This window comes from Spirosoma foliorum (assembly GCF_014117325.1).
Lineage (GTDB): Bacteria > Bacteroidota > Bacteroidia > Cytophagales > Spirosomataceae > Spirosoma > Spirosoma foliorum.
Genome location: NZ_CP059732.1, coordinates 1,376,338 through 1,399,171 on the forward strand (window position 1 = coordinate 1,376,338; position 22,834 = coordinate 1,399,171).

18 protein-coding genes are annotated in these 22,834 nt (G+C 47.2%); 7 read left to right on the top strand and 11 right to left on the bottom strand.

The window, feature by feature from the left end; translation table 11 throughout:
* Positions 1-30: 30 nt before the first annotated feature.
* The 6 genes from deoC to H3H32_RS05625 all read right to left on the bottom strand — a co-directional run bounded on the left by deoC (position 31) and on the right by H3H32_RS05625 (position 6,203).
* Positions 31-798 carry a deoxyribose-phosphate aldolase gene (gene deoC, locus H3H32_RS05600; protein ID WP_182461671.1) on the bottom strand — a complete coding sequence of 256 codons (768 nt, stop codon included), beginning with the start codon at positions 796-798 and terminating at the stop codon, positions 31-33.
* Between the two features lie 162 nt (positions 799-960).
* Positions 961-1,194, bottom strand: a complete 234-nt coding sequence (locus tag H3H32_RS05605; RefSeq protein WP_182461672.1) for a response regulator transcription factor — start codon at positions 1,192-1,194, stop codon at positions 961-963.
* 110 nt (positions 1,195-1,304) lie between these two features.
* A complete protein-coding gene (gene trpS / locus H3H32_RS05610) occupies positions 1,305-2,282 on the bottom strand; it encodes a tryptophan--tRNA ligase (protein ID WP_182461673.1) in 978 nt (325 codons plus the stop codon).
* A 109-nt stretch (positions 2,283-2,391) separates the two neighbouring features.
* Entirely contained in the window at positions 2,392-4,659 is a 2,268-nt protein-coding gene (locus tag H3H32_RS05615; RefSeq protein ID WP_182461674.1) for an NADP-dependent malic enzyme, read from the bottom strand.
* Between the two features lie 70 nt (positions 4,660-4,729).
* Complete coding sequence (locus tag H3H32_RS05620; RefSeq protein ID WP_182461675.1) at positions 4,730-5,758, bottom strand: hypothetical protein; 1,029 nt, start codon at positions 5,756-5,758, stop codon at positions 4,730-4,732.
* A 28-nt stretch (positions 5,759-5,786) separates the two neighbouring features.
* Positions 5,787-6,203, bottom strand: coding sequence for a hotdog fold thioesterase (locus H3H32_RS05625; RefSeq protein ID WP_182461676.1), 417 nt, complete (start codon positions 6,201-6,203; stop codon positions 5,787-5,789).
* Between the two features lie 182 nt (positions 6,204-6,385).
* Here H3H32_RS05625 and H3H32_RS05630 point away from each other — a divergent pair, with 182 nt between their 5' ends.
* From H3H32_RS05630 to H3H32_RS05650, 5 genes are all read left to right on the top strand, one after another.
* On the top strand, positions 6,386-7,024 hold the full coding sequence (locus H3H32_RS05630) for a histidine phosphatase family protein (protein ID WP_182464244.1): 639 nt from the start codon (positions 6,386-6,388) through the stop codon (positions 7,022-7,024).
* 147 nt (positions 7,025-7,171) lie between these two features.
* Positions 7,172-8,281: a sensor histidine kinase gene (locus tag H3H32_RS05635; RefSeq protein ID WP_182461677.1), complete on the top strand. Its 1,110-nt coding sequence runs from the start codon at positions 7,172-7,174 to the stop codon at positions 8,279-8,281.
* Between the two features lie 98 nt (positions 8,282-8,379).
* On the top strand, positions 8,380-9,114 hold the full coding sequence (locus H3H32_RS05640) for a LytR/AlgR family response regulator transcription factor (protein WP_182461678.1): 735 nt from the start codon (positions 8,380-8,382) through the stop codon (positions 9,112-9,114).
* A gap of 84 nt (positions 9,115-9,198) precedes the next feature.
* Positions 9,199-9,990 carry a DUF3298 and DUF4163 domain-containing protein gene (locus H3H32_RS05645; RefSeq protein WP_182461679.1) on the top strand — a complete coding sequence of 264 codons (792 nt, stop codon included), beginning with the start codon at positions 9,199-9,201 and terminating at the stop codon, positions 9,988-9,990.
* A 199-nt stretch (positions 9,991-10,189) separates the two neighbouring features.
* Positions 10,190-10,483 (top strand): hypothetical protein, encoded by a 294-nt coding sequence (locus H3H32_RS05650; protein WP_182461680.1) that lies wholly within the window; start codon positions 10,190-10,192, stop codon positions 10,481-10,483.
* Between the two features lie 7 nt (positions 10,484-10,490).
* Here the strand turns inward: H3H32_RS05650 and H3H32_RS05655 are convergent, their stop codons facing one another.
* Entirely contained in the window at positions 10,491-10,973 is a 483-nt protein-coding gene (locus H3H32_RS05655; protein ID WP_182461681.1) for a group II truncated hemoglobin, read from the bottom strand.
* Positions 10,974-11,169: 196 nt separating this feature from the next.
* Complete coding sequence (gene ald / locus H3H32_RS05660; RefSeq protein ID WP_182461682.1) at positions 11,170-12,303, bottom strand: alanine dehydrogenase; 1,134 nt, start codon at positions 12,301-12,303, stop codon at positions 11,170-11,172.
* Positions 12,304-12,476: 173 nt separating this feature from the next.
* Here ald and H3H32_RS05665 point away from each other — a divergent pair, with 173 nt between their 5' ends.
* On the top strand, positions 12,477-12,938 hold the full coding sequence (locus tag H3H32_RS05665; protein ID WP_182461683.1) for an Lrp/AsnC family transcriptional regulator: 462 nt from the start codon (positions 12,477-12,479) through the stop codon (positions 12,936-12,938).
* Positions 12,939-13,033: 95 nt separating this feature from the next.
* On the top strand, positions 13,034-15,775 hold the full coding sequence (locus tag H3H32_RS05670) for a carboxypeptidase-like regulatory domain-containing protein (protein WP_182461684.1): 2,742 nt from the start codon (positions 13,034-13,036) through the stop codon (positions 15,773-15,775).
* Positions 15,776-15,971: 196 nt separating this feature from the next.
* Here H3H32_RS05670 and H3H32_RS05675 read toward each other — a convergent pair whose 3' ends face one another.
* From H3H32_RS05675 to H3H32_RS05685, 3 genes are all read right to left on the bottom strand, one after another.
* Positions 15,972-18,506 (bottom strand): DUF5686 family protein, encoded by a 2,535-nt coding sequence (locus tag H3H32_RS05675; RefSeq protein WP_182461685.1) that lies wholly within the window; start codon positions 18,504-18,506, stop codon positions 15,972-15,974.
* Positions 18,507-18,799: 293 nt separating this feature from the next.
* Complete coding sequence (locus tag H3H32_RS05680; RefSeq protein WP_182461686.1) at positions 18,800-19,516, bottom strand: DUF4405 domain-containing protein; 717 nt, start codon at positions 19,514-19,516, stop codon at positions 18,800-18,802.
* 176 nt (positions 19,517-19,692) lie between these two features.
* Positions 19,693-22,494, bottom strand: coding sequence for a TonB-dependent receptor domain-containing protein (locus H3H32_RS05685; RefSeq protein WP_182461687.1), 2,802 nt, complete (start codon positions 22,492-22,494; stop codon positions 19,693-19,695).
* Positions 22,495-22,834: the final 340 nt, after the last annotated feature.

The window sequence follows — 22,834 nt, forward strand, 5'->3', positions numbered from 1 at the left end:
GCGTGAAATAAACGTAAAGATAGAGGCTGTTCAGTACCCGTTAGCATCCGGAATGGGTATTGCCTGTGAATCGGCTGGTACGACGCCAAATCGACGATAAGCGGCTTCGATAATGGCTGCCGTTGACGAAGTACCAATTCGAGTCGCGCCCAATTCTTTAGCCGTTAGCAATTCGTCCAGGGTTCGAATACCGCCCGATGCTTTAACGTGAACACTAGGGCCAACATGATTCAGCATGATCTGTAAGTCGTGCGAAGTAGCTCCCTGGTAGTCGTAGGACCTGTTGCTGCCTTTGACGAAACCGAAGCCAGTTGATGTCTTGACAAACTCGGCCCCCACTTCCGTGCAGATTTCGCAGAGCTTGATTTTGTGGGCATCATTGGTCAGGAAATCAGTCTCGAAAATTACTTTCAAAATAGCCCCGTGCACCTGACAGGTTTTATGAACGACGCTAATCTCATCAGCTACATACTCCCAATCCTGGCTCAACACTTTACCGATGTTAACGACCATGTCAATTTCAACCGCGCCATCCTGACAAGCCTGTTCGGTTTCGGCAACCTTAATGCTGGTGCTATTGCTACCATGTGGAAAGCCAATAACCGTGCCCACCAGCACATCAGAACCCGCCAATAACTCGGTTGCCATACGAATGGCGTAAGGTTTAATGCAGACAGAGGCTACGTCGTATTTTAGGGCCAGTTCGCAGCCTTCGCGGAGTTCGGCGTCGGTCAGGGTTGGATGCAGAAGCGCGTGATCAATTAATTTGGCAATCTCGCGAATGATAGGTGGGTTCATAGCCGTGCAAAAATAAGTGGGCTAAGATACGAGATTGTGAAACGATAATGTTTCGGGTAGAGGATGAACAAATGAATAGTCCCGATACAATTAGCTGGGAAGCTTTCTGGATCGGGACTTTAGTATGGATGAGGACAGTATGTAGGAAAGTTTTTAGGTTTCTTAGAGTACAACTAATCCTCCCCGCATGGCATATACTACCAGCCCAACGCGGCTTTTTACCTGAAAGCGTTCAAATAGCGCTTCTCGATAGCCGTCTACTGTGCGGGGGCTGACACACATCTGATCGGCAATTTGGACGTAGGTTAATTCGGAACAGGCCAATTGGAGAAAATGCCGTTCACGGGGTTTCAACTGAACAGCGTTCAGAGGGCGTTTCGGTGGTCGATTGTTCATTTGATGGCGTGATGCAGAAGTTAACTAGGAATTTAGCTAACTCCTTGAAAGTAAATAAAATCACACCCGTATTCCAAATCAAATGAGTTAACGGTAGTTTTTGTTAACGGTTAGTTGAATCCCAACTTTTCACGTACGCGGGCAATGGTTTTTTGAGCCACAACACGGGCCTTTTCTTCACCGGCCCGGAGTTCAGCTTCGAGGGCATCGGGGTTTTCGATAGTGTAATAAATATATCGTTCGCGCTCCGTAGCAAACTGTTCCAGAATGAGTTCGTAGAATGCTTTCTTCGCCATGCCGTAACCGTAGTTACCACCTTCATATAAGCTACGCAGTTCAGCAGTTTGCTCGGCTGATGCCAGTAGCGAATACAATTGGAACGTAATATCCGTATCTGGATTCTTGGGCTCTTCGAGGGGCGTTGAATCCGATTTGATTTTTTTGATCACCTTCCACAACTCATTCTCCGGCAGGAAAATATCGATGTAGTTATTATAGGATTTACTCATTTTGGCCCCATCGATACCCGGAATGGTCATAAGCCGATCGTCGATGCGGGCGTCTGGCAAGACAAATACGTCTTCATCGTACTGATGATTGAACGCGCTGGCAATGTCACGGGTCATCTCGATATGCTGGCGCTGATCTTTACCAACAGGAATGATCTCTGCATCATAAAGTAAAATATCCGCAGCCTGTAAAACCGGATATACAAACAAGCCCGCATTGACCGTGGAAGCCCGATCCGATTTCTCTTTGAACGAGGTGGCATTGTTGAGCATCGGAAATGGCGTGAAGCAACTCAGATGCCAGGCAAGTTCGGTATGCTCAGCCACCCGCGACTGCCGCCAGAAGGTGTTTTTCTCCGTATCCAGACCAAATGCCAGCCAGGTGGCGGCTACCGCTTTCGTGAACTCACGACGCAGAGGGCCATCTTTGATGGTTGTGAGCGAATGGAGATCGGCAATGAACAGAAATGATTCGTTATCAGGCTGTTTCGATAACTCAATGGCGGGTTTGATAGCCCCCAGAATGTTGCCTAAGTGCGGACGTCCGCTGGACTGGATACCGGTTAAGATTCGTGACATTTTGTTGAATGATAAATGATGAATGATGAATGATGAATGATATTGGCGCGAGTTGTAGTCAGCGTAAGCATCATTCATCATTCATCATTCATCATTCAAAATTTATAATTCATTTCCCTTGTGCTTCAACGACGGCGATGGCGACCATATTCACAATTTCACGTTCCGATGAGCCTAACTGCAACACGTACACCGGCTTGCGAATACCCAGCAGAATGGGGCCAATGGCATCGAAACCGGCGGCTTCTGCCATCAGGTTATAGGCTATGTTTGCCGCAGACAGGTTTGGGAAAATGAGTGTGTTGGCCCCTTCGCCTACTAACTTACTGAATGGGTGATTTTGCTGTAGTAATTCGGTATTAAACGCTAAGTGAGCCTGAATTTCGCCATCCACAATCATGTCTGGATTCCGCTGTTGGAGCAGCTCGACGGCGCGATTCATTTTCTCCGCATCATCGCCTTTCGCACTGCCAAAGTTTGAATAGGTGACCAGAGCTATGCGCGGTTTAATGTTGAATCGCTCGACTGTTTGGGCGGTTAATTCGGTTATTTCGACAATCTCTTCAGCCGTTGGGTTAAAATTGACAGTTGTATCCGAGAAAAACAGGGGGCCGCGTTTCGTGAGCAGAATGTACATCCCCGCTACTTTTTTTACCCCCGATTCTTTGCCAATGATCTGTAAGGCAGGGCGAATCGTATCGGGGTAGGAGCGGGTCAAACCAGAAATGAGCGCATCGGCCTCACCGGTTTCGACCATCATGGCTCCGAAGTAATTGCGGACATTCATCATTTTCCGAGCTTCGGTAGCGTTGACGCCTTTACGCTTCCGCTTCTCGAAAAACAGATCGCCAAATCGTTCAACCAGCGCAGCCTGCTCGGGCGACCGAGGGTCAATGATGGGAATATTGCCCAGGTCAAGGCTGTTTTCGTCGATGAGCTTCTCAATTTTGGCTTGTTCTCCCAGCAAAATCGGGAATGCAATCCCTTCATCCCGAACCTGTTGAGCAGCTTTGAGTACTTTCAGGTTTTCGGCATCCGCAAAAACAACCCGTTTCGGATTGGCTTTCGCTTTCGTCAGAATAACCCTTGAAATCTGATTGTCCTGACCTAATCGTCGGGCTAGTTGTTGTTCGTAGGCGTCCCAATCGGTAATTGTTAATCGGGCTACTCCCGATGTCATGGCTGCCTGAGCTACGGCGGGAGCTACTGTCGAGAGCAAACGCGGATCAACGGGTTTGGGCAGGATATAGGTTCGCCCAAAAACCATGTTTGATTCGCCGTAGGCCAGGTTAACCAGATCGGGCACCGGCTTCTTGGCTAGGTCGGCCAGTGCGTACGTGGCCGCTAGTTTCATTGCTTCATTGATTTCCGTAGCACGAACGTCCAACGCACCCCGGAAAATATAGGGAAAACCAAGTACGTTGTTGACCTGATTCGGGTAATCGGAGCGACCAGTTGCCATGATGATGTCGGGCCGGGCGGCCATCGCATCGTCGTAACTAATTTCGGGATTAGGGTTCGCCATGGCAAACACAATAGCATTCTTGGCCATCAGGCGAATCATGTCCTGACTCACAATATTTCCCTTCGATAAACCCACAAATACATCGGCATCGGCAAAAGCATCTTCCAGTGAGTGAATATCACGGGAGGTCGCAAAGGGCAGCATCAGCTCGCTCAGGTCGGTTCGATCTGTACGAAGCGGCCCATTGACATCGAACATCACCATGTTCTCATGCTTAGCACCCAGAGCGACGTACTGACGGGCACAGGAAATAGCCGCTGCACCAGCGCCCAGGATGACGAATTTAGCCGTCTGGATTGGTTTTTCGACCAACTCAAGCGCATTGAGCAGGGCAGCCCCACTGACAATCGCCGTGCCATGCTGATCGTCGTGCATAACCGGAATGTTCATTTCCTTCTTGAGTCGTTCCTCAATTTCGAAACATTCCGGGGCCTTGATATCTTCCAGATTAACGCCACCAAACGTAGGTTCCAGAATCTTGACCGTACGAACAAACTCGTCGATATTACTGGTATTCAGCTCAAGGTCGAATACATCGATATCAGAGTAGATTTTAAACAGCAACCCTTTGCCTTCCATTACGGGTTTGCTGGCAGCAGGACCAATGTTACCAAGTCCTAACACAGCGGTTCCGTTACTGATAACGGCCACAAGGTTGCCTTTTGCAGTGTACTTGAAGGCATCGTCGGGGTTTGCTTCGATAGCCAGACAAGGTTCCGCTACACCCGGCGAATACGCTAAGGAAAGATCGCGTTGGGTACTATACTCTTTGGTTGGAACAACTTCGAGTTTTCCCGGACGCCCTTTGGCATGGTAATCAAGGGCATCTTCGCGACGGATTTTCTGATTCATACTGGTATTGTTGCTGAAGGCAATTTGTTGGGAGCGCGAAGGTACGGAAAAAGTTAGCTGGGTTATGTAATCAATTCGGCCGGAGAACTTTGTAACTATCGACAAAGACCCAGCCAACCCAACAAAACAGCAGCAGGAAACTTAGTAAGATTGTGCGTAGAAGTAAGTTGGTGTGTCGTGATTCATAAATGGGATTGGTCGATTGCAACTGAACCAATTTGCCCTGATCGATGCTAAAAACCCTAATCTGTGCGTAATTGTCATATTTATCGCCGAACGAAAGGGACTCAGTTTGGGTCAACTTTTTTCGAAAATCACTTTCCCGAAGCTGTACTGTAATTGGCTGGTTAACAGCAATAAGCTGTTTAAGCGAACGGATGTCGGTGTCAAAATCTCTGCGACTTACGATAAACTCAAGGTCTGGCCAAGGGTGTAGTTTTAGCGTAAATCCTTTAAAGATGCCTTTAGTGCTATTTGTCGATATACGGTCGACAATAGCCGTTACAGATTTGAGCTTAGCCGGAGCCTTATCGACAGGAGTATGGGCGAGGTAAGCAAAGAGCATATTTAGCCCGATAATCAATGCAAAAGCACCAATTGCCCACCGGAACCGATTCCGTTCGGTAAGGGTAAGTACCTTCCGTACTGGCCCCGGCTGGCCGTATTGAGTAAATTTGTCGCGTAAGGAATCGTAATTAATAAAGTCGCTTGGGCGAATCAGGAACCAGTTGTCCGACAAATAAACTCGTAGTTCAGGAGACGGCTCGTTTTGTTTCGAACCAAGACGCTCGCTATAGGTGAGAATGTCCGCATACAAATGCCAGTTCGTTTTTTGGGCTATTTTTTTTACGGAGAAACCATCCTCATGAAACTCTATCGAGGAGGCTCGGGAACCAAAATCGACCAGTAGGGCCACCCATAACAGTGGAATTAGTGCATAAAAGAAAAGCAGTAAGTCCAGATTTGGATAAGGCCAGCTCCGGAAAGCGATCCAGGTAGGAATCCCAGCCAGTGAAGCCAGCAGAACAAACAGCAAAAACACAAGCAGATAGAACTGCTTCCTGCTCGCCGTGTATGATACTGCCTTGTAACTGATCATCAGAAATAATTTTGGTGAGAAAAGGCATTTACGCCTTAATCACTGCCACCGTAAGGCGACTTACACAAACTAGCTTACCTTGTTCATCGGCAATCCGGATGTCCCAAACGTGTGTAGTACGCCCTGTATGAATAGGTGTGCAGCGACCGTAAACCCAGCCTTCGCGTACGGACCGCAGGTGATTCGCGTTGATTTCAAGCCCAACGGCACGTTGCGTAGTTGGGTCATCCAATAACATATAGGAAGCTACGCTGCCCAGAGTTTCGGCCAACACCACCGAGGCTCCTCCGTGAAGAATACCAAACGGCTGGTGTGTCCGTTTGTCAACGGGCATACGGGCAATCAAATAGCCTTCGCCGGCTTCTATGAACTCAATGCCAAGATGCTTGCCAATAGAGTCGTTATGGATAAAATCAAGTGCATTTAGATCGAAGCCCGCTTTCATAGTGATCAGGATTAAAACGTTTAGGTTACATAATAGAAGTTTAATGTGTCAATTTTACGCTAAGGCGCTGAAATCAGTAACATTAAGCTTGAAACATGGAACCTGAACGAGTAAATTGACGTGTTTTATGTAATTTTGTGGTTCAAATTTGGGAAAAATTGCCAATTGGCAAGCGGAAAGGTTTGGCACAAAAAACAATTTATCTGATTCGCCACGGCGAAACCGACTATAACCGCCGGGGGATAGTACAGGGTAGTGGGGTTAATTCGGACCTCAACGAGATGGGACGGGCGCAGGCAATGGCGTTTTTTCAGGCTTACCAGCACGTACCGTTTAACAAAATTTACATCTCCGGACTGATTCGCACCTACCAGACCGTCGAGCCATTTATCGAGTTGGGCTTACCATACGAAAAACTCACAGGTCTGAATGAGATTAGCTGGGGTGTTATGGAAGGTAAGGCTCCCGGTAATTTAGACAATGAGTATTACCGGGCACTAATCGAAGCCTGGGAGTCTGGCCAAACAGATCGGGCTACCGATGGCGGAGAAAGTCCTGAACAAGTCGTTGAACGCCAGAAAGTAGCCATAGATACGATCCTTTCGCATCCAGAAGAAGAACTGGTTTTGGTGGCAATGCATGGGCGGGCTATGCGTATCCTGCTTTGCTGGCTTACGAATCTGCCGCTCTCGCAGATGGATCATTTCGAGCATAGTAACCTGTGCCTTTATAAACTCTCATACGATTACGCAACAGCCCAGTTTACGATTGAATTGACCAACGATACAGCTCACCTGTTATCGCTGGCACTCATGCAGTAACTGACTGTTTGTATAGGTTACCAGTTATCAGCAACCATCGGCCGATAATCCACGTATATACCCACTGATAACTGTGGACTGTGAAACTGCTCGCTAAAGGCTGTATATTCGCTTTCTGCCTAAAGGGCATGGTGTAACGAAATGGGAATGTCAAAGCAGAAAATATATTGGTTTTGTCAGTTTTTTGGCTGGACACTCCTCATTCTGGTGGAGTACACGGCCTATTTGCTGCAAGACGGCTTTGATCCTGACACACTCTATTTAGCAATTGCCAATATTTTTCTGGGAATTACCCTGACCCATTTGTACCGACTGATGATCCGGCGGTGGAATTGGGTTCGGTTACCCTTTTTTCGGTTAGCCCCACGCGTGTTGCTGTCGGTTTTCGTGCTGGCGCTGATCATGACGATGGTGAATCTGCCGATGGATCGTCTCATTGTACCGCAGCACCTCATCGATGAACCCTGGCCTTTAATTGGCTATATAATGACCTGGGGCAAAAACATGCTGACCTGGGTGCTAACTTACACGGCTTATCATTACGTTGAGGAAAATCGGAATGCGGAGATTGAGAAAATTCTGCTCAAAACAAATATTCGCGAAACAGAGGCCAAAGTGTTGCGCTCCCAACTGAATCCTCATTTCGTGTTTAATGCCCTCAACAGTATTCGGGCGTTGGTGTACGAAAATCCCACTAAAGCCCAACAGGGTATTACACAACTATCTAATCTACTACGAAATTCGCTGCTGGCCGACCGACGGAAAACGGTTGAGTTACGGGAAGAAATCAAAACTGTAGAGGATTATCTGGCCCTCGAAAAAGTCCGTTACGAAGACCGACTTACGTCGTATATCGATCTGGATGGCCGCACCCTTTTCTGGCAGGTGCCGCCTATGATGTTGCAGACCCTTGTTGAGAATGCCATCAAGCATGGCGTATCGACGGCTATTCGTGGGGGCTTTGTGGATGTACGCTCCAGTATTGTATCTCGTGATGACGGACCGGATAAGTTGCATATCATTATCCGTAACACGGGGGTACTGGGCGATAAAAAAGCGTCGGGTGGGTTTGGCCTGGCGAACACGGCCCAACGACTCGAATTACTGTACGGCTCAGAAGCTCAATTTCATATTTTTCAGGAAGATGATGATCAGGACACCGGTCCCGTTGTTTGTGCTGAAATTACCATTCCTGCCCAGTCGGAGGGCATGTTCCGACGCGAAAAACAGTCGTTAGGAGTTAGGAGCGGGGAGTGAGGAGTTGTTAACCAGGAGAACGTATTTACAAGAAACACGCCCTCCTCACTTCTCGCTCCTAACTCCTCTTTCCTTACGTCTCACTACCTTACTAAACTATGAAAACCCTGATCATTGACGATGAACGCTTAGCCCGAAATGAACTTCGTCGGCTGCTCGAAAACTTTCCAAAAATTCAGATTATTGGCGAAGCGGCCAATGCGGATGAGGCTCTACCCATGATTGACGAACTGGAGCCAGAACTCCTGTTTCTGGATATTCAGATGCCCGGTAAAAACGGATTCGAGTTGTTGCAGTCCATCGAAGGCAAAACGCCGGAAGTTATTTTTACGACTGCCTTCGACGAATACGCGATCAAAGCGTTCGAATTCAATGCACTCGATTACCTGCTTAAACCTGTTGAACTGGCTCGTTTATCGGAGGCCATTCACCGCGTAGAAGAAGAACTTCATGTGCCTGAAGCATCAGGGGCAACAGGAGGAATCGCGTCAAAAATTCTGGGTGAGAATGATCAGGTGTTCGTGAAAGATGGCGAAAAGTGCTGGTTTGTGAAATTGGGCAAAGTGCGCCTGTTCGAATCGATGGGGAACTACGTTCGACTCTATTTCGACGATCAGAAGCCCCTGGTCCTTAAGTCATTAAATGCGCTTGAAGATCGACTCAATCCGGCTACATTTTTCCGGGCTAATCGCAAACACATCATTAACCTGCAATGGATCGAAAAAATTGAACCCTGGTTTAGTGGAGGGTTGCTGGTGACGTTGCGTGGGGGCGATAAAATCGAAATTAGCCGTCGACAGGCTATTCGGTTTAAAGATTTGTTAAGTTTGTAGTGCGGGTAGTTAGGTGAAATGGGTAGAAATGTGTCTGATAGCTAATGAACTGCCCGTTTCTTCTAATTACCATACTTGCTCTTCATGAAGTACCTTGCTGCAACGTTATTCTTACTTTTTCTCTTTTCTGCCTGTCACTCTACAAATTCAGGGTCGCCCGTTTTAGAGCGTCAACATTATACCTTTACTGGCTCAGCTCGTTGTGATACAACCAGTAATACAGGGGTAGGGGTCGACGTTTCGTACATTTTGTTAAAAGACGACTCCGAAGGGGCCCGTAAAATTAATGATAGCCTGCGTTTACTGGCTGTGAATAGTGTAGTGGGCTGGCTCGATAGCGCCACTGTAGGAAGTCACCCAGAAGCCCGGACAGATCTGGCTAAGGCGGCTTCACTCTTCGCTTCCGATTACGAAGCCGTTCGAAAAGAAATGGGCAATTTTGGCGGTTGCTGGGAGCTGGAAACCAAAGCCGACACGGTGCATGCGGGCTCAAAGGCGCTGACGGTGAAGATTGAGACCTACGCTTATACAGGGGGCGCCCATCCTAATTCGAACCTGGCTTTCTATACATTTGACCGCGAAACAGGCCGAATATTAACCCTGAACGACATGATTGCTGACACAACGGCTTTGCTCGGCGTGCTCGAACAGGCGTTTCGACAGCAACAAAACTTGTTGCCCAAAGTAAATCTCGAAGAGCAGGGCTACTTCCTGCGCGATGGACGATTCTTTCTGCCCGCCAACGTAGGCACCAGTCGAGAGGGAATGGTTTTCTACTATAATCCCTATGAAATTGCGGCTTACGCGGTAGGACCAATTCAGGTAACTGTACCGTACGAAAAGCTAAACGGTATCCTCCGCGACGATTGGTTGTAAGTGATGATTACGAATTCAGTTAGCTTCCCTTTTGGAGTAAAGCCAGCAGTTTTTTGTTAAAATCGGCCGTCTGATCGCCAAGGCTGGAAAAAAAGGCTTTGTCGAAGGCTTCAACGGCCTCCTTAATCGGCATTGCTTTGTAATGAATAGTAGCTGGTTTGCACGCTAGCCACTACATAACGTATAAACTCGAAACGAAATGACACTTGAGCAGTTTACTCTCTCCTTATCTCAACAGCAGCCTCCCACCGACCTCCACCCGATTCTGCAAGGTTTATGGTACGACGCGAAGGACGATTGGGAGGCTGCTCATAACATCGCTCAAAGCCGGGAGGGAACTCAGGTCTACGATCGGTTGCATGCATACCTACATCGTAAAGAAGGCGATCGCTACAACGCCAACTATTGGTACCGTCGAGCAGGAGCTTCGTTTTTTGACGGCTCTTTAAAGGACGAATGGAAGGTGTTAGTTCAACAGATGTTGGAAGCCTAATCAGGAATTAAGGGACGTAAGGTCCACCAGTTTCGCCCCAACCCCAGGTTGGCATAGGAGCATCAATTGCTTCGCCAACAGAGTCGGCGTTGGAATTTATAACGGCCAATCGAGAACCCCATTCCAGGTAGCCAACCAACGCCGAGCGGAACTCCGGGTCATCAGGCAGTCCAACTGTATCGGCAGTGTCCAGAATTAAGTCAATCCAGCGTTTGCGCTGATTCTCGGTTAGGTATTTGCCTAAGTGTTTGTGAATCATTGTATAATGGCTGCCCTCTTCGCTACTGTAGCGGGCTGGGCCACGGAACACTTCGGCAATGAAATGGGCGACATGCTTGGCATGTTCGGGGGCCATTCCCCGAAAAACGGGTTCCAGAATTGAGTCCTGATGAACACGCTGGTAAAATAGATCTGTCCAGGCTTCAAAGTTTTCCATACCACCTGCCCACTCGTATAAAGTCGGTACTGTTGCTTTTGGCTGAGTTTCCATATTAATAGCACGCTGATTGTCAAGATTTATATGATTTACGCAGATTCTAATTGAATCACAACTCATAAAATCTTACCTTATCTTAATTATCTTGAAAATCAGCGTGCTATTGTTCGTGCATAATGACAAAAAAAAAGGCCGCACTTCGAAAAGTGCGACCTGCGTCTGTCGATGAATAAGTAATATTTTGAGTAGCTTATTGAGCTAGTTCTTCTTCAGTTAATACGGTATTTACATCGGTTAATGGCAACCCAAAAGCTTCGGCCACTCCTTTGTAAACTACTTTGCCTTCCACAACATTCAGCCCCAACTTAAGGTCGGTGTTGTCACGGCAAGCTTGTTGCCAACCTTTATTAGCCAGTTGCAGCGCGTAAGGGAGCGTAGCGTTGGTCAATGCGAGTGTGCTTGTGTAAGGCACAGCACCTGGCATATTGGCAACACAGTAGTGAACAACACCATCGATGATAAACGTCGGGTTTTCGTGGGTAGTTGGGTGACACGTTTCAATACAACCGCCCTGATCAACAGCCACATCGACCAGCACTGTACCTGCCCGCATTTGCTTCAGCATTTCGCGGGTAATGAGGTGAGGAGCTTTCGCACCTGGAATCAACACAGCTCCAACAATCAGGTCACAGACTTTGATCATCTCCCGAATGTTGTACTCGTTCGACATCATCGTTTGTACGTTCGGCGGCATAATGTCTGACAGGTAACGCAAACGGGCCAGGCTAACGTCCATGATGGTTACGTGAGCGCCTAAACCGGCTGCCATCTTTGCTGCCTGAGTGCCAACAATACCACCACCCAAAATGAGGACGTTGGCTGGTTTAACACCCGGTACACCGCCTAGCAAAATACCCCGACCTTTCAGTGGTTTTTCCAAATATTTAGCGCCTTCCTGAATCGCCATTCGGCCCGCTACTTCCGACATCGGTACGAGTAGTGGTAAGCTGCGATCTGGGCGTTCAACCGTTTCGTAGGCTAAACAAACAGCACCTTTCGCCAGCATTGCCTGCGTCAGTTCTTCCGACGAAGCAAAGTGGAAATAGGTAAATAGTAATTGGTTCTCTTTAATCAGGTTGTACTCAGAAGCAATGGGCTCCTTAACCTTCATGATCATTTCAGCAATACCATACACATCTTCAATGGTAGGGAGCATAGTAGCGCCTGCTGCAATGTACTCTTCATCCTCAAAGCCGCTACCTTCACCCGCATTAACCTGTACATAAACAACATGGCCATGCTTACGAAGCTCGGTTACACCGGCTGGCGTCAGCGCAACGCGGTTTTCGTTGTTTTTGATTTCTTTGGGAACACCAATAACCATAAAGATGACTGTGGTTGGAAGTTGTTACTTTGATTCGACAAAGTTAAAACAGGAGTAATTGTTTTCTACTACTTATTATTTTTTTAGGATATTTAGCCTGTATAGGTTAAGTTAGTAGGAAATAGTTCTATAAACTGGCTAAATCTAGGAGTTATCCCGTAAATATTCCGCTTATGGATATTGTTGATCAAACCGATCGAAAAATTCTGGACTTATTACAGCAGAATGCCCACCTGACCATTCAGGATATTGGCAAGAAAATTAATCTCTCAAAAACGCCGGTTCATGAACGGATCAAGCGACTCGAACGTGAAGGCATCATTGAACGCTATGTGACCATTGTTGATAAGAAAAAGCTGGGCAACTCACTACTGGTCTATTGTCAGGTAACGCTTGACCGGCAAACGCGCGACGCGTTTACAGCCTTCGAAGTAGATGTTCGAAAATTACCCGATGTGCTGGAGTGCAATCGGGTATCGGGGACTTTCGATTATTTGCTCAAGATTGTGAGCCGAGATATGGATACCTACAACCATTTCTATCAGGAACAGCTGTCTATTATCCCCGGCACCTTACATATAAGTAGCTTTTTCGTTATGTCCGAAATAAAAAACTCGACCGTGGTGCCGGTGTGAGCCCCTCCTCTTAGTTCAAGGGGAGGGGACGGGGGTGGGGTAAAACCTTATCATTTCCTACAAATAGCGACTAATTTTTCGTTAACTTGACCAGCATGAGATTTTTCATGGCTGCTGTTCTTCTTGTCTCTATTTGTCTGGGTTCGTATGCCCAAACAGGTACGATTTCTGGGCGCGTTGTCGATGCGAAAACGCTGGAACCACTGCCATTTACCAACGTCTACGTGAACAATACGACGATGGGCGTGGTCACCAATGCGTCGGGCGAATTTGTCCTGCATAACCTACCACTGGGGACGGCCGATATTGTCTTCTCATTTATTGGCTATATCTCCCAGCAGGTAAAGGTGACTGTGAAAGCAACGGCCAATAGTCCAATGGCTATTCAGTTAACGGCCGATGCGCAGCAAGTAGCCGAAGTGAATGTGAAAGCAGGCCGGGACAAAGCCTGGGAAAAGCAGCTAAAGCGGTTTGAGAAAGTCTTTTTAGGGAATACAGCGGACTGTAAATTGCTGAATCCGTGGGCCATTGACTTTGTTGACGAGAAAGGGAGTACAATAGCCAAAGCTTCGATTCCGCTAGAAATTGACAATCGGAAGCTTGGGTACAAACTTTTCTTCCAGCTAAAGAGCGCTACGTACTCCACCACCGAATATTCTATTGTCGGAACAACTCGATTTATCGAACTGGAAACGACGAGTGCAACCGAAGCGCGCCATTGGACGAAGGAACGGGAACAGGCTTACGGAGGTTCGGCAAAACACCTGATGAAATCAATCCTTGATCGAAAGCTTAGTTTGTTCGGATTTGGACTTTACAGAGACAAAGGGAAAGCGAAACCCCGTACCAAATCCTTCACGTTCGAGATTGAACACAATCTCGCACCCGTCGATACAACCTCGCTGGTTACTTCAGGGCCCGCTATGAATGAATATCGAATTGCGCTAAAAGAGCGAGTCGAGGTTCATTATAGAAAGGAGTTTATTTACCCTAGTTTTTATGCCGATGTAAGTGATGCCGTAAGCTGGCTGGAAGTTCGGGGTGGCTATGTGCTGATCAATAAAGAAGGTACAATACTTAATCCGACCGACGTCGCAATTTCCGGTAATATGACCGATGCCCGGCTATCCGGTATGTTGCCACTCGATTACAAGCCGGGCGATTTTGTTATAGCTCAGAAACCAATCAATCATTCTGCCCGGCGGCTTCAGGAAAAAGTGTATCTGCACACCGATAAGCCTTATTATTATCCGGGCGATAAACTCTGGTTTAGTGCCTATATGACCTATCGGCTTCCAGAACTCATAGATACCCTTAGCCGCGTTTTGTATGTCGACCTGATCGATGCGAATCGGATGGTTAGCCAATCCCGAGTATTGCCGCTTGATAGTGGTAGAGCAGCCAGTTCGTTCAGGTTTCCGGTAACTGTGCCCCCCGGGAAGTATGTGCTCAGAGCTTATACGCAATGGATGAAGAACTATGGAATTGATCATTTTTTCTATAAACCCATTGCGGTGCTGGCCCTAAATCAGCGCGTTGACGAAAAAACGACCAGGCCAGTTTCGGACAGCCTGCTGAAAATTGTAGTTGATAAGCCCGTTTACCCAACAAGAAATCAAGTGAAAATGACGCTTCGTCTGGACACGACCGAAAGTGCTAGTGTAATGGCGGGGAGTTTTTCGGTGGCGGTTCTTGATGAGGCCGATGTCCTATCAAATGCGGAATCGGGCAGCATTAAAACAGGATTCGACTTTCTGGAACCACCCAGAGATATGCCGCTTGTGTATGACTATCCCATTGAGAAAGGGATTACGCTGGACGGAATTTACTCCGACAAAAAAGGGAAAGTGAAGAAGTCGACACTGACGCTATTGCCGGAGGATTTAAGTCATATTTATCAAGCCACAACCCACAACGATGGTACGTTTTCGTTGGCCAACCTAGCATTTTACGACAGTACTAAATTCTTCATGCAGTCGCCGGAGGGGAGCATACAGGTAGTGACTAAAGAACCACCCAGGCTACCCGAAAAACTACCAGACCTGCCACTCCACATCGTATCCTCAACTGCGCTGCATATGATTGCTGCCGCCGATACGCTCCAGGGAAAGAGGCTAGCTGAAGTGAAGGTGTCGGCGAAGAAAATTATCCAGTCAGAAAATTCGTATGGGCAGGCCGATGTTACGATAAAAGGAGAGAGCATTGAAGGTTTTGCGACTATAGCCGATGCCATAGCCTCTAAACTTCCTTCATTCAGACTGGTCTATGATCAGACCGATTGGTATCTGATCTGGGCCAGAGCCAGCACACCAAACAGTCGAGATCTGTCCTCGCAAAAACCGAATATTGCCAGCAAAAACAACCTATCTGCGCACGAACCGAATTTGTACATCAACAACGTACTGGTTGTAGGCGAAACGGCGGGTAGCCGACTTATGCAGTTAAGTCCTACTCTGATTGATCATATTGAAATCAATGGTATGATTACCTCCAATCAGGGAGCTTCTGGCTCAAATGGTTTGATTAATGTGTATACCAAACGACCATCCGATGATGCCAAATCGAAAGGGTTGCCGTTTGGGAAAGTGCGGGGCTTCGACCGGGAATCTACATTCCGTTCCCCTGATTATACCTATCAATCAACCACTTCCGACGCAAAAGATTACCGATCAACTCTATATTGGAATCCAAGGGTTAATGTAAAAGCTACCCAGCCACCTACAACGCTATCTTTCTTTACATCCGACCAGTCGGGTAGGTATCGTATTGTTGTGGAAGGCATTACCAACAACGGCACGCCAGTTCATGCCGAAACTACGTTTGTTGTTAACGAGTAATTCAAGTTGTGCAATTTTATGTATGTCGCGTAGCGACAGCATGTTTGTAGCAGAGTAGCTCTCTCAATGACCCGCGTGCCGTCAGGTACGCAATCATTGCGTACCTGACGGCACGCGGGTCATTGAGAGAGCTACTCTGCTACAAACATCTCGTCGCTATGCGACTATCTCGCAACTTGAATTAATGAGTGTATTCTTAAAATGCCAGCCAGCCTGATAATTTGATGGCAAAAGGAGTAACAGGAACGCCAGTCCGACTGACGTTATCACGGTACGTGAGCCGGTGAATAGCGTCGATGCGCAACACTTTGAAGATGTTATCGATGCCATACCCTACTTCGACATAAGGCGTTTGGGTGAGCGAACTGAACCCTTCTACAGCTTGTCCGGCAGCATTTGTGGTCGGAATCATCGCTAAATTATTGGCCGATACACTGCCTGCTAATACTTTTGCCGTAACCAGTTCACGCCATTTTAGTCGTCGTAATAAAGGTAATCGATTGAATAAAAGACCATTGAAGTTATGTTCGAACTGTACGGTCGCCCAACGGTCACAAACGAACTCGAAGTAGTTCATGAGATTGTACGCGTTCCCGACATAAAACGACGACTCGTTGCCGAGGGGTGTAAAGAGCAACGGATACGGAACGGTAGACGGAATAATTCCTGCCCCGAGCGTATAATAAGTTCGGCCCAAAACACCCATCCGGAATGAATGTTTCATGCCTAGCGCAATACGGTGATAGGTGAAATCGCCATCGAGTACATTGCGCAGGCCAAGGGTATAGCGTAATGTGAAAATGGGCTTGCGAATAGCACCTGTGCTCAGCCGAACATTGTCGTTCTGAAGAATTAGCTCATCCGGGGCAAACCGGGTTTCCGAAATCAATTCCGTGGTTTGGTAAGTGCTCCGGACGGTCTGATTATCGTCGTGGGCCTGCGGCTGAAAGGCAAATGGGAACAGCGGCTCAAAACTTCGATTTCGTACAGCCAGCGTTTGCGTGAAGCCACGGCCCATTTCGCGCCGGAAATATACCAGATTTTCTTCCTGAAAATAAGGTCGCCGAATATTGCCAAAACGTGAATAAGCCGCAAATAGCGAATTATTGCCAATGTTATCGGTTGATACACCAATACGCTCCAGATCATAGCTACGCTTTACGCCGATGACTGTCCAGGGTTTGCGGCTCACAATGTACTCGATGTTGGCGCTGTATTTTACCTGTTCATCCTGCGTTCCATAGGCAACATACCCACTAAGGAGCCACTTCTTGCTGAAACCCGTATTGGTACGTAAACCCAGCCGAAAACGGTGCCCTTCTACATTGTTGCTGGCATAGGAATTCAAAATTGGACCTAAGTCAACATTCCATTTGCCCAGTGGTTTGTAGCCAATTACACCCAGTTTAATGATCTCGCCAGCTACCTTCACTAAAGGGACATTCCTTACCGAATCAACAACATGCATGGCTCTCAACTCGTCGGGCGAGAGAGAACTTGGACGTACGCTCTGCCAGAAAGCGGTATCACTTTCTTTGTAATCGTCGGCTAGCTCGATAGCAGGATCATAAAATGGAAGTTCCTTGGGCTTATTTTCAATAATGTTGTTGGCAAACGTGAAAAAACGAATCAGTGCCCCGGGTGCTCGTGGAGCAGGTTCATCGGTATCAATGGTGACCTGCGTCTGGGTCGGGAAACGGAGCCCCGAAGCCGTTGTTTCCCAGTCTTGTTGAATATGCAGTTCATCGACAAAATTGATATTGGCCCGCTTGTCGACCTGGGCATCTATCTGCGCCAGAGCCATATGAAGCGTATCGATCAGCATTGTGCCTGTGAATGCTAAATCGGTGGGGCGTTTGGGCGTAAATTCAATAGAATAGCAGATCGCGTTATTGAGCGAAACGGTATCTTTTAATCGGAAGGTATAAACGGTTTCCCATTGACTGCCAATGGGAGACGGAATATCTTTCTGAAGAATGTAGAGTGAATTCCGGTAGAAATTATATTGCTGAAATGACGCTCCGGTTAGCTGGGCAATCAATCCACCATCGGTAACGCCGACCCCCGTCACGTGCGATTTGAGAACGGCCTCTTTTGTTTTTTCCGGGCTCGTTCGTGCGTAAAAATTGGAGAATGTTTCAGAGATAAACACGGGTACAGCCGCGTTACCATTCTCGTCGATAATGGCAGGCAACTTGCCTAACAATCGCCCGATGGGACCGGGTCGTTTATTGTTTTTACGTTTCTGATCGAAGTTATTAATATAGGCTTCAATCTTCGTGTAGCTATCGTACTGATAGGCAACAAGTCGGGCTGGGTTGTACTGATCGCGTCGGCGAATGGCCTCTCGCATGACTCGATAAGCTGGATCACCCCCTTTAGCGTATACTTTGACTTCCTGAAGTTTGGTGGCAGCAGCTACCAACTGAGCATCGATGGTTTGGGTCGACTGCGCCAGAATAGGGTAGACCCCGGTACGGTAACCCAGACTAAGCACCAGTAATGAATCGGAGAGTGCACTGATTTTGAGCGAATAGCGCCCATCAACGTCTGATGTTGTACCGGATGTTTTCCCTTTTAGCGCAATGCTGGCAAATGGTATTCCTTCTCCCGTTGCTTTATCGATCACCCGACCATTAATTGTATAGACTTTTTGTTGAGCAGCAGCCTGTAAAGTGCACCCGAGGAACAAAAAGCCAATGACAATAAAGGTTCGTAGCAATTGAATCATTCAGATGGTGATATAAATGGCAGTCTACTTGATGTAATCAAAAAGTAGTCAATAGAGTTTACTATATGAGCAAAAATTAACTTATTTTTTGCCGCAACAAGTCGGCATAATCAGGATTTAGTACCAAAAGAGGATATAATGGTATTAAGCTAATTAGCTTGATTGCTATCTGATTATCAATACGTAAGATAACCTGATTCCGTTGCAACGCATCAGCTTAGCTAGTAAAAAAACAAACGAAGCACGTTTGGACGTATCTTTTGGGAATTGTAATCGTCACATTTTCAATGGAGCTACTGCACGGCTGGAAAGGCTCGCTGGGCGGCAATAATCTGCCATTTTTTATTCTGCTCTTTGAGCAAGTGCGTGTAAACCGACGGTGCTGTAGTCGTGGAGTTGGTAGAGGTGCCGTACACCAGAATCAGGTGATCATCCAGAGCCTCAGCGCGGTCAACTTTATTCTTTACAACTTCAGGACTCGTTCGCTTCAGTATGTTTTTCTGTACATCGGAGCCACTTAAAATAGTCCCGGCTTCGGTGAGGAGCGCCGTTTTTACGGGCATGATTGCGGCTAACGTGCCTGTATCGCCTTTGGTGTAAGCCGTGGCATAGGCTGTTTCAACGGCATTGGCAATTGAATCGACTTTGGGTTGTGCCATCGAATCACCTTGAGGGCGGTCACCACGGAACAGATTCTTGCCTGCGTTCGCTAATTTGTCGAAAACGGGGACGTCGAATCCAATACCTGCCGCAAAGATTACGACAATAAGAGCAGGCAGGACCAATTCCTTTTGAATGGCTCCCGTTCGGCGATTTTTGGTGTACCCCACCAACGACGACCAGTTGTTAACAATATGAAAAACAGCGGCTATGAAGAATATAATACCAAACCAGGCATGCGTATGATCGACAATGTGCGAACCCTGCCCGAAGTAAATGAGCAGACCGGTAATCGCTAAAACAAAGAAAATTGTGGCAACAAACAAGCTGACAAGGTTTTTAGATTTCATAAGACTAGTGGGGTTGGAAGAGTGGGCAAAATACGGATAAATAAGTAACTAACTAAACTTGATTACAAACCTATAAGGTTTTCAAAACCTTATAGGTTTAAACGGCAACTAATAAAGAGGGCGTTGACTCAATTGAGTCAACGCCCTGGATACCTTTAGACAGGTAAGCCTACTGCTTATGGACGGCCACGGCCACCACCAGTACGACCACCACCACTTGGGGCAGCCTGTTGTTGTTGTGGGCCTGTATTGTTGTCGCCACCACCGTCGCCTTTCAGGTCATCGTTTTCAACCGATTTGCGACGTTTTTGTGGGGCGTCGAAACTCATTTTGCCAAGTTTGTAGCTGAATGTCAGACGTACACCTGCGTTGTAGTAACCCGTTTGTGTGTTCTGCACCAGAATTGGCGACGATAACTCTGAATGCTGTCTGAACGGGTGGTTGAAGATATTCTCAGCCGCCAGACCTAAGCTGGCTTTCTTGTTATTGAACTCTTTCCGTAGGCCAAGGCTATAGAAATACATGGCACTTTGTTGTCCCTGTAACTGAACCTGGTTGCCACGACCACCACCGAAGAGCTGGAAGCCCCAGCCATTGGCCAGCGACAGGCTACTCATGATCCGACCAGCCAGTACCCAACCTGAATTAGATGCCGAATAAATTGGGTTGGCGTTATTGTTGGTCAGGTTAACATGATAGAGGTCGATACCACCACCAAGTTGTAGTTTACGGAAAAGTGTTCCGTTTCCGAACAGGTTGATACCGTACGCATCCTCATGACCAACGTTCAGGTAGGTTGTGTTAATCACCTGTTGTAGTACATTATTGATCAACGACTGTTGTACTTCACGAACAGCGGTGATTTCATTGTTGGTCCGACGTGCAAACACCGTTGCATTCAAATATAGTCCTTTGATATTTGCACTGGTACCGAATTCAATGTTATCAGTCAATTCAGGCGACAGATATGGGTTACCTGTAGTAGTGTTCGTCGGATTGGCTGTATTATTGTTCGGGTTAAGGAACTGAATGCCAGGTCGTTGAATCCGGCGGTTATAGGCCAGTTTGATAATCTTACCCCCTTTCAGACTTTTCGAAATATTGATGCTTGGTACCAGATTCCCATAGTTAGGGATCGTTGGATTAGCCCCTGCTGACTCATTGGCGAACTTGGCATTAATAAACGTGTATTCGTACCGGGCACCTGCCTTAATGGTGAACTTGCTCTTGGTTGTCAGCGTGTAAGACAGGTAAGTAGCTGCGATATTCTGATTATACTCCAGACCATTTCCTTTGCGAGTCGTATCAATTACATAAGGTGAGTCAGAACCGTTAGCAATGTAATACTGATAATCACTATTCACCTGACGGAAAATACCTTTACCACCGAATTCAATCAGTTGATTTGTTTTAATCGGGGTCTGATAATCTAACTGTAATGTCGATTCCTGATTATAGCTGGGGTTGTCGTTTTTCTGACGTGATGTAATCGTTTGGAAATCGGTTCCGCCCATAATATCAGCGACAAAGCTGTTCGTCCGGTTGTTGCGGCTATAGAGTGCCAGAATGCTGAATTCCTGCTGAGGCTTATAGATTTTTGTGTAGGTCACGTTGGCATCTACTGTTCCCGACAAGTCTTTGGTATCTACATTCCGATTGCTCACAGAAGGGAAGTAGCTGTTCGGCGAAGTGATCGTTGTCATCAGATTGTTTTGCTTGCTTAAACCGTTCCGGGCACCGTACCGGATACTGGCTGTCAGCGAAGTCCGCTTATCGATGTCATAATCCCAGCCCAATTGATAGTTCCCAAAGAGACGTTGATTCAGCGTATTGGCTGTTTGTACGGTGTTAGTCCAGGCCGAATACGTGTTCGAAGTCGGATCGTAGCTGCGCGTGCTTTGATTGTTCAGGAACGTCCCTTTTACGTTATACTCAGCACGACCGAAACCACCAAGCGAAAAACCCATTTTACCAGTGCGGTAGTTACCATTGATACCCAGGTTTGCACCCCGGTTACCACCACCACCGTTTACGTCGAGGGTCATCCCTTGCAGGGTTGTTTTCTTGGTGACAATGTTAATAATCCCAGCTGAACCTTCTGCGTCGTATTTGGCTGATGGCGAGGTAATTACTTCAACGGTTTTGATCATGTCGGCCGGAATCTGCTTCAAGGCATCGGCTACGCTACTGGCCACAATGGTCGACGGTTTGTTATTGATTAACACCGTCACGTTACTGCTTCCACGCAGACTCACATTCCCATCGAGATCGACCGACAGCATCGGCACTTTACGTAGAATGTCGCCCGCGTCGCCCCCTTTGGCAGCAAGGTCCTTATCGGCATTGTAAACCATCCGGTCCACTTTTTCTTCGATCATAGCGGCCTGACCAACCACGTTCACTTCGCTTAGTGTTCGAACATCGGGCGAGATTTTTATCGCCCCCAACGTAATTGTACTGCCTTTATCGACGGTAATGAGTGCGCTTCGTTTGTCTTTGTAGCCAATAAATGTGTACAGAAGACGATACTTACCAGGTGATATACGGCCAATGGTAAATTGTCCTTTTGCATCAGCTGTTGTACCATCGATGGGTTTATTGGTGCTGATGTTTAATAGCGCAATCGTAGCGAATTCGACAGGTTTGCTTGTGGTAGAATCTATTAGCGTACCGCTAATTTTACCATTACCACGTGCGACAGGGTCTGCCTCTGATGGGGTAGGAGCCGATTGAGGTTGTACGCCTGTTGGGGCTGGCGAATTGATGAGGCTCGGTTTCGAGCCAGCAGGAGCTGTAAATGTATCGGGAGTCGTCGGGGCCGGGGTTTTTGTTTCGAACGGGTCCGGAACGGCTGGTTGGGTTACTGGGGTGCTACTCGGAGCAGCGCTGGCCGGTGCTGTTGTACTGCCGGGAACGGTTACCTGAGCGAATGAGGTAGTTGCGCTAACGATGAGTAAAGAAAGTAATAACGTTTTCATACGATTAGAAATTGACGCATCAAAGGTGCGCTAGCTTACCTACTCTGCGAAATCAATCTGGCGGAATGCCCGTTTTTAGGTGTTGAATGTAAAAAATAGCCTCGCGAAGAAAATAGCTCCGTCGATTGCCTAACACAACATCTAATTGGTGAAAACGTTTACGACTATTTTTTTCGACAGGATTGACTGGATTAATAAGATGTTTTTTTTACCCCTTACTACCTCATTTTGCTAATCCTGTTAACCCTGTCGAAAAATAAATTCGTGCGGATTATGTATCTAAGAACTGAGCGAACGGTCTATAAAAAGGCTTTTGTGATCGTGGTGGCTTGTTCGTAAA

Coding starts and splice junctions, on each gene's coding strand:
- H3H32_RS05625 (WP_182461676.1), bottom strand. CDS start 6,203: ATGAAAGCGGGCTTCGATCTAAATGCACTTGATTTTATCCATAACGAC.
- H3H32_RS05650 (WP_182461680.1), top strand. CDS start 10,190: ATGACACTTGAGCAGTTTACTCTCTCCTTATCTCAACAGCAGCCTCCC.
- H3H32_RS05685 (WP_182461687.1), bottom strand. CDS start 22,494: ATGAAAACGTTATTACTTTCTTTACTCATCGTTAGCGCAACTACCTCA.
- H3H32_RS05605 (WP_182461672.1), bottom strand. CDS start 1,194: ATGAACAATCGACCACCGAAACGCCCTCTGAACGCTGTTCAGTTGAAA.
- H3H32_RS05635 (WP_182461677.1), top strand. CDS start 7,172: ATGTCAAAGCAGAAAATATATTGGTTTTGTCAGTTTTTTGGCTGGACA.
- H3H32_RS05645 (WP_182461679.1), top strand. CDS start 9,199: ATGAAGTACCTTGCTGCAACGTTATTCTTACTTTTTCTCTTTTCTGCC.
- H3H32_RS05675 (WP_182461685.1), bottom strand. CDS start 18,506: ATGATTCAATTGCTACGAACCTTTATTGTCATTGGCTTTTTGTTCCTC.
- H3H32_RS05615 (WP_182461674.1), bottom strand. CDS start 4,659: ATGAATCAGAAAATCCGTCGCGAAGATGCCCTTGATTACCATGCCAAA.
- H3H32_RS05620 (WP_182461675.1), bottom strand. CDS start 5,758: ATGATCAGTTACAAGGCAGTATCATACACGGCGAGCAGGAAGCAGTTC.
- H3H32_RS05665 (WP_182461683.1), top strand. CDS start 12,477: ATGGATATTGTTGATCAAACCGATCGAAAAATTCTGGACTTATTACAG.
- H3H32_RS05680 (WP_182461686.1), bottom strand. CDS start 19,516: ATGAAATCTAAAAACCTTGTCAGCTTGTTTGTTGCCACAATTTTCTTT.
- trpS (WP_182461673.1), bottom strand. CDS start 2,282: ATGTCACGAATCTTAACCGGTATCCAGTCCAGCGGACGTCCGCACTTA.
- H3H32_RS05655 (WP_182461681.1), bottom strand. CDS start 10,973: ATGGAAACTCAGCCAAAAGCAACAGTACCGACTTTATACGAGTGGGCA.
- deoC (WP_182461671.1), bottom strand. CDS start 798: ATGAACCCACCTATCATTCGCGAGATTGCCAAATTAATTGATCACGCG.
- H3H32_RS05670 (WP_182461684.1), top strand. CDS start 13,034: ATGAGATTTTTCATGGCTGCTGTTCTTCTTGTCTCTATTTGTCTGGGT.
- H3H32_RS05640 (WP_182461678.1), top strand. CDS start 8,380: ATGAAAACCCTGATCATTGACGATGAACGCTTAGCCCGAAATGAACTT.
- ald (WP_182461682.1), bottom strand. CDS start 12,303: ATGGTTATTGGTGTTCCCAAAGAAATCAAAAACAACGAAAACCGCGTT.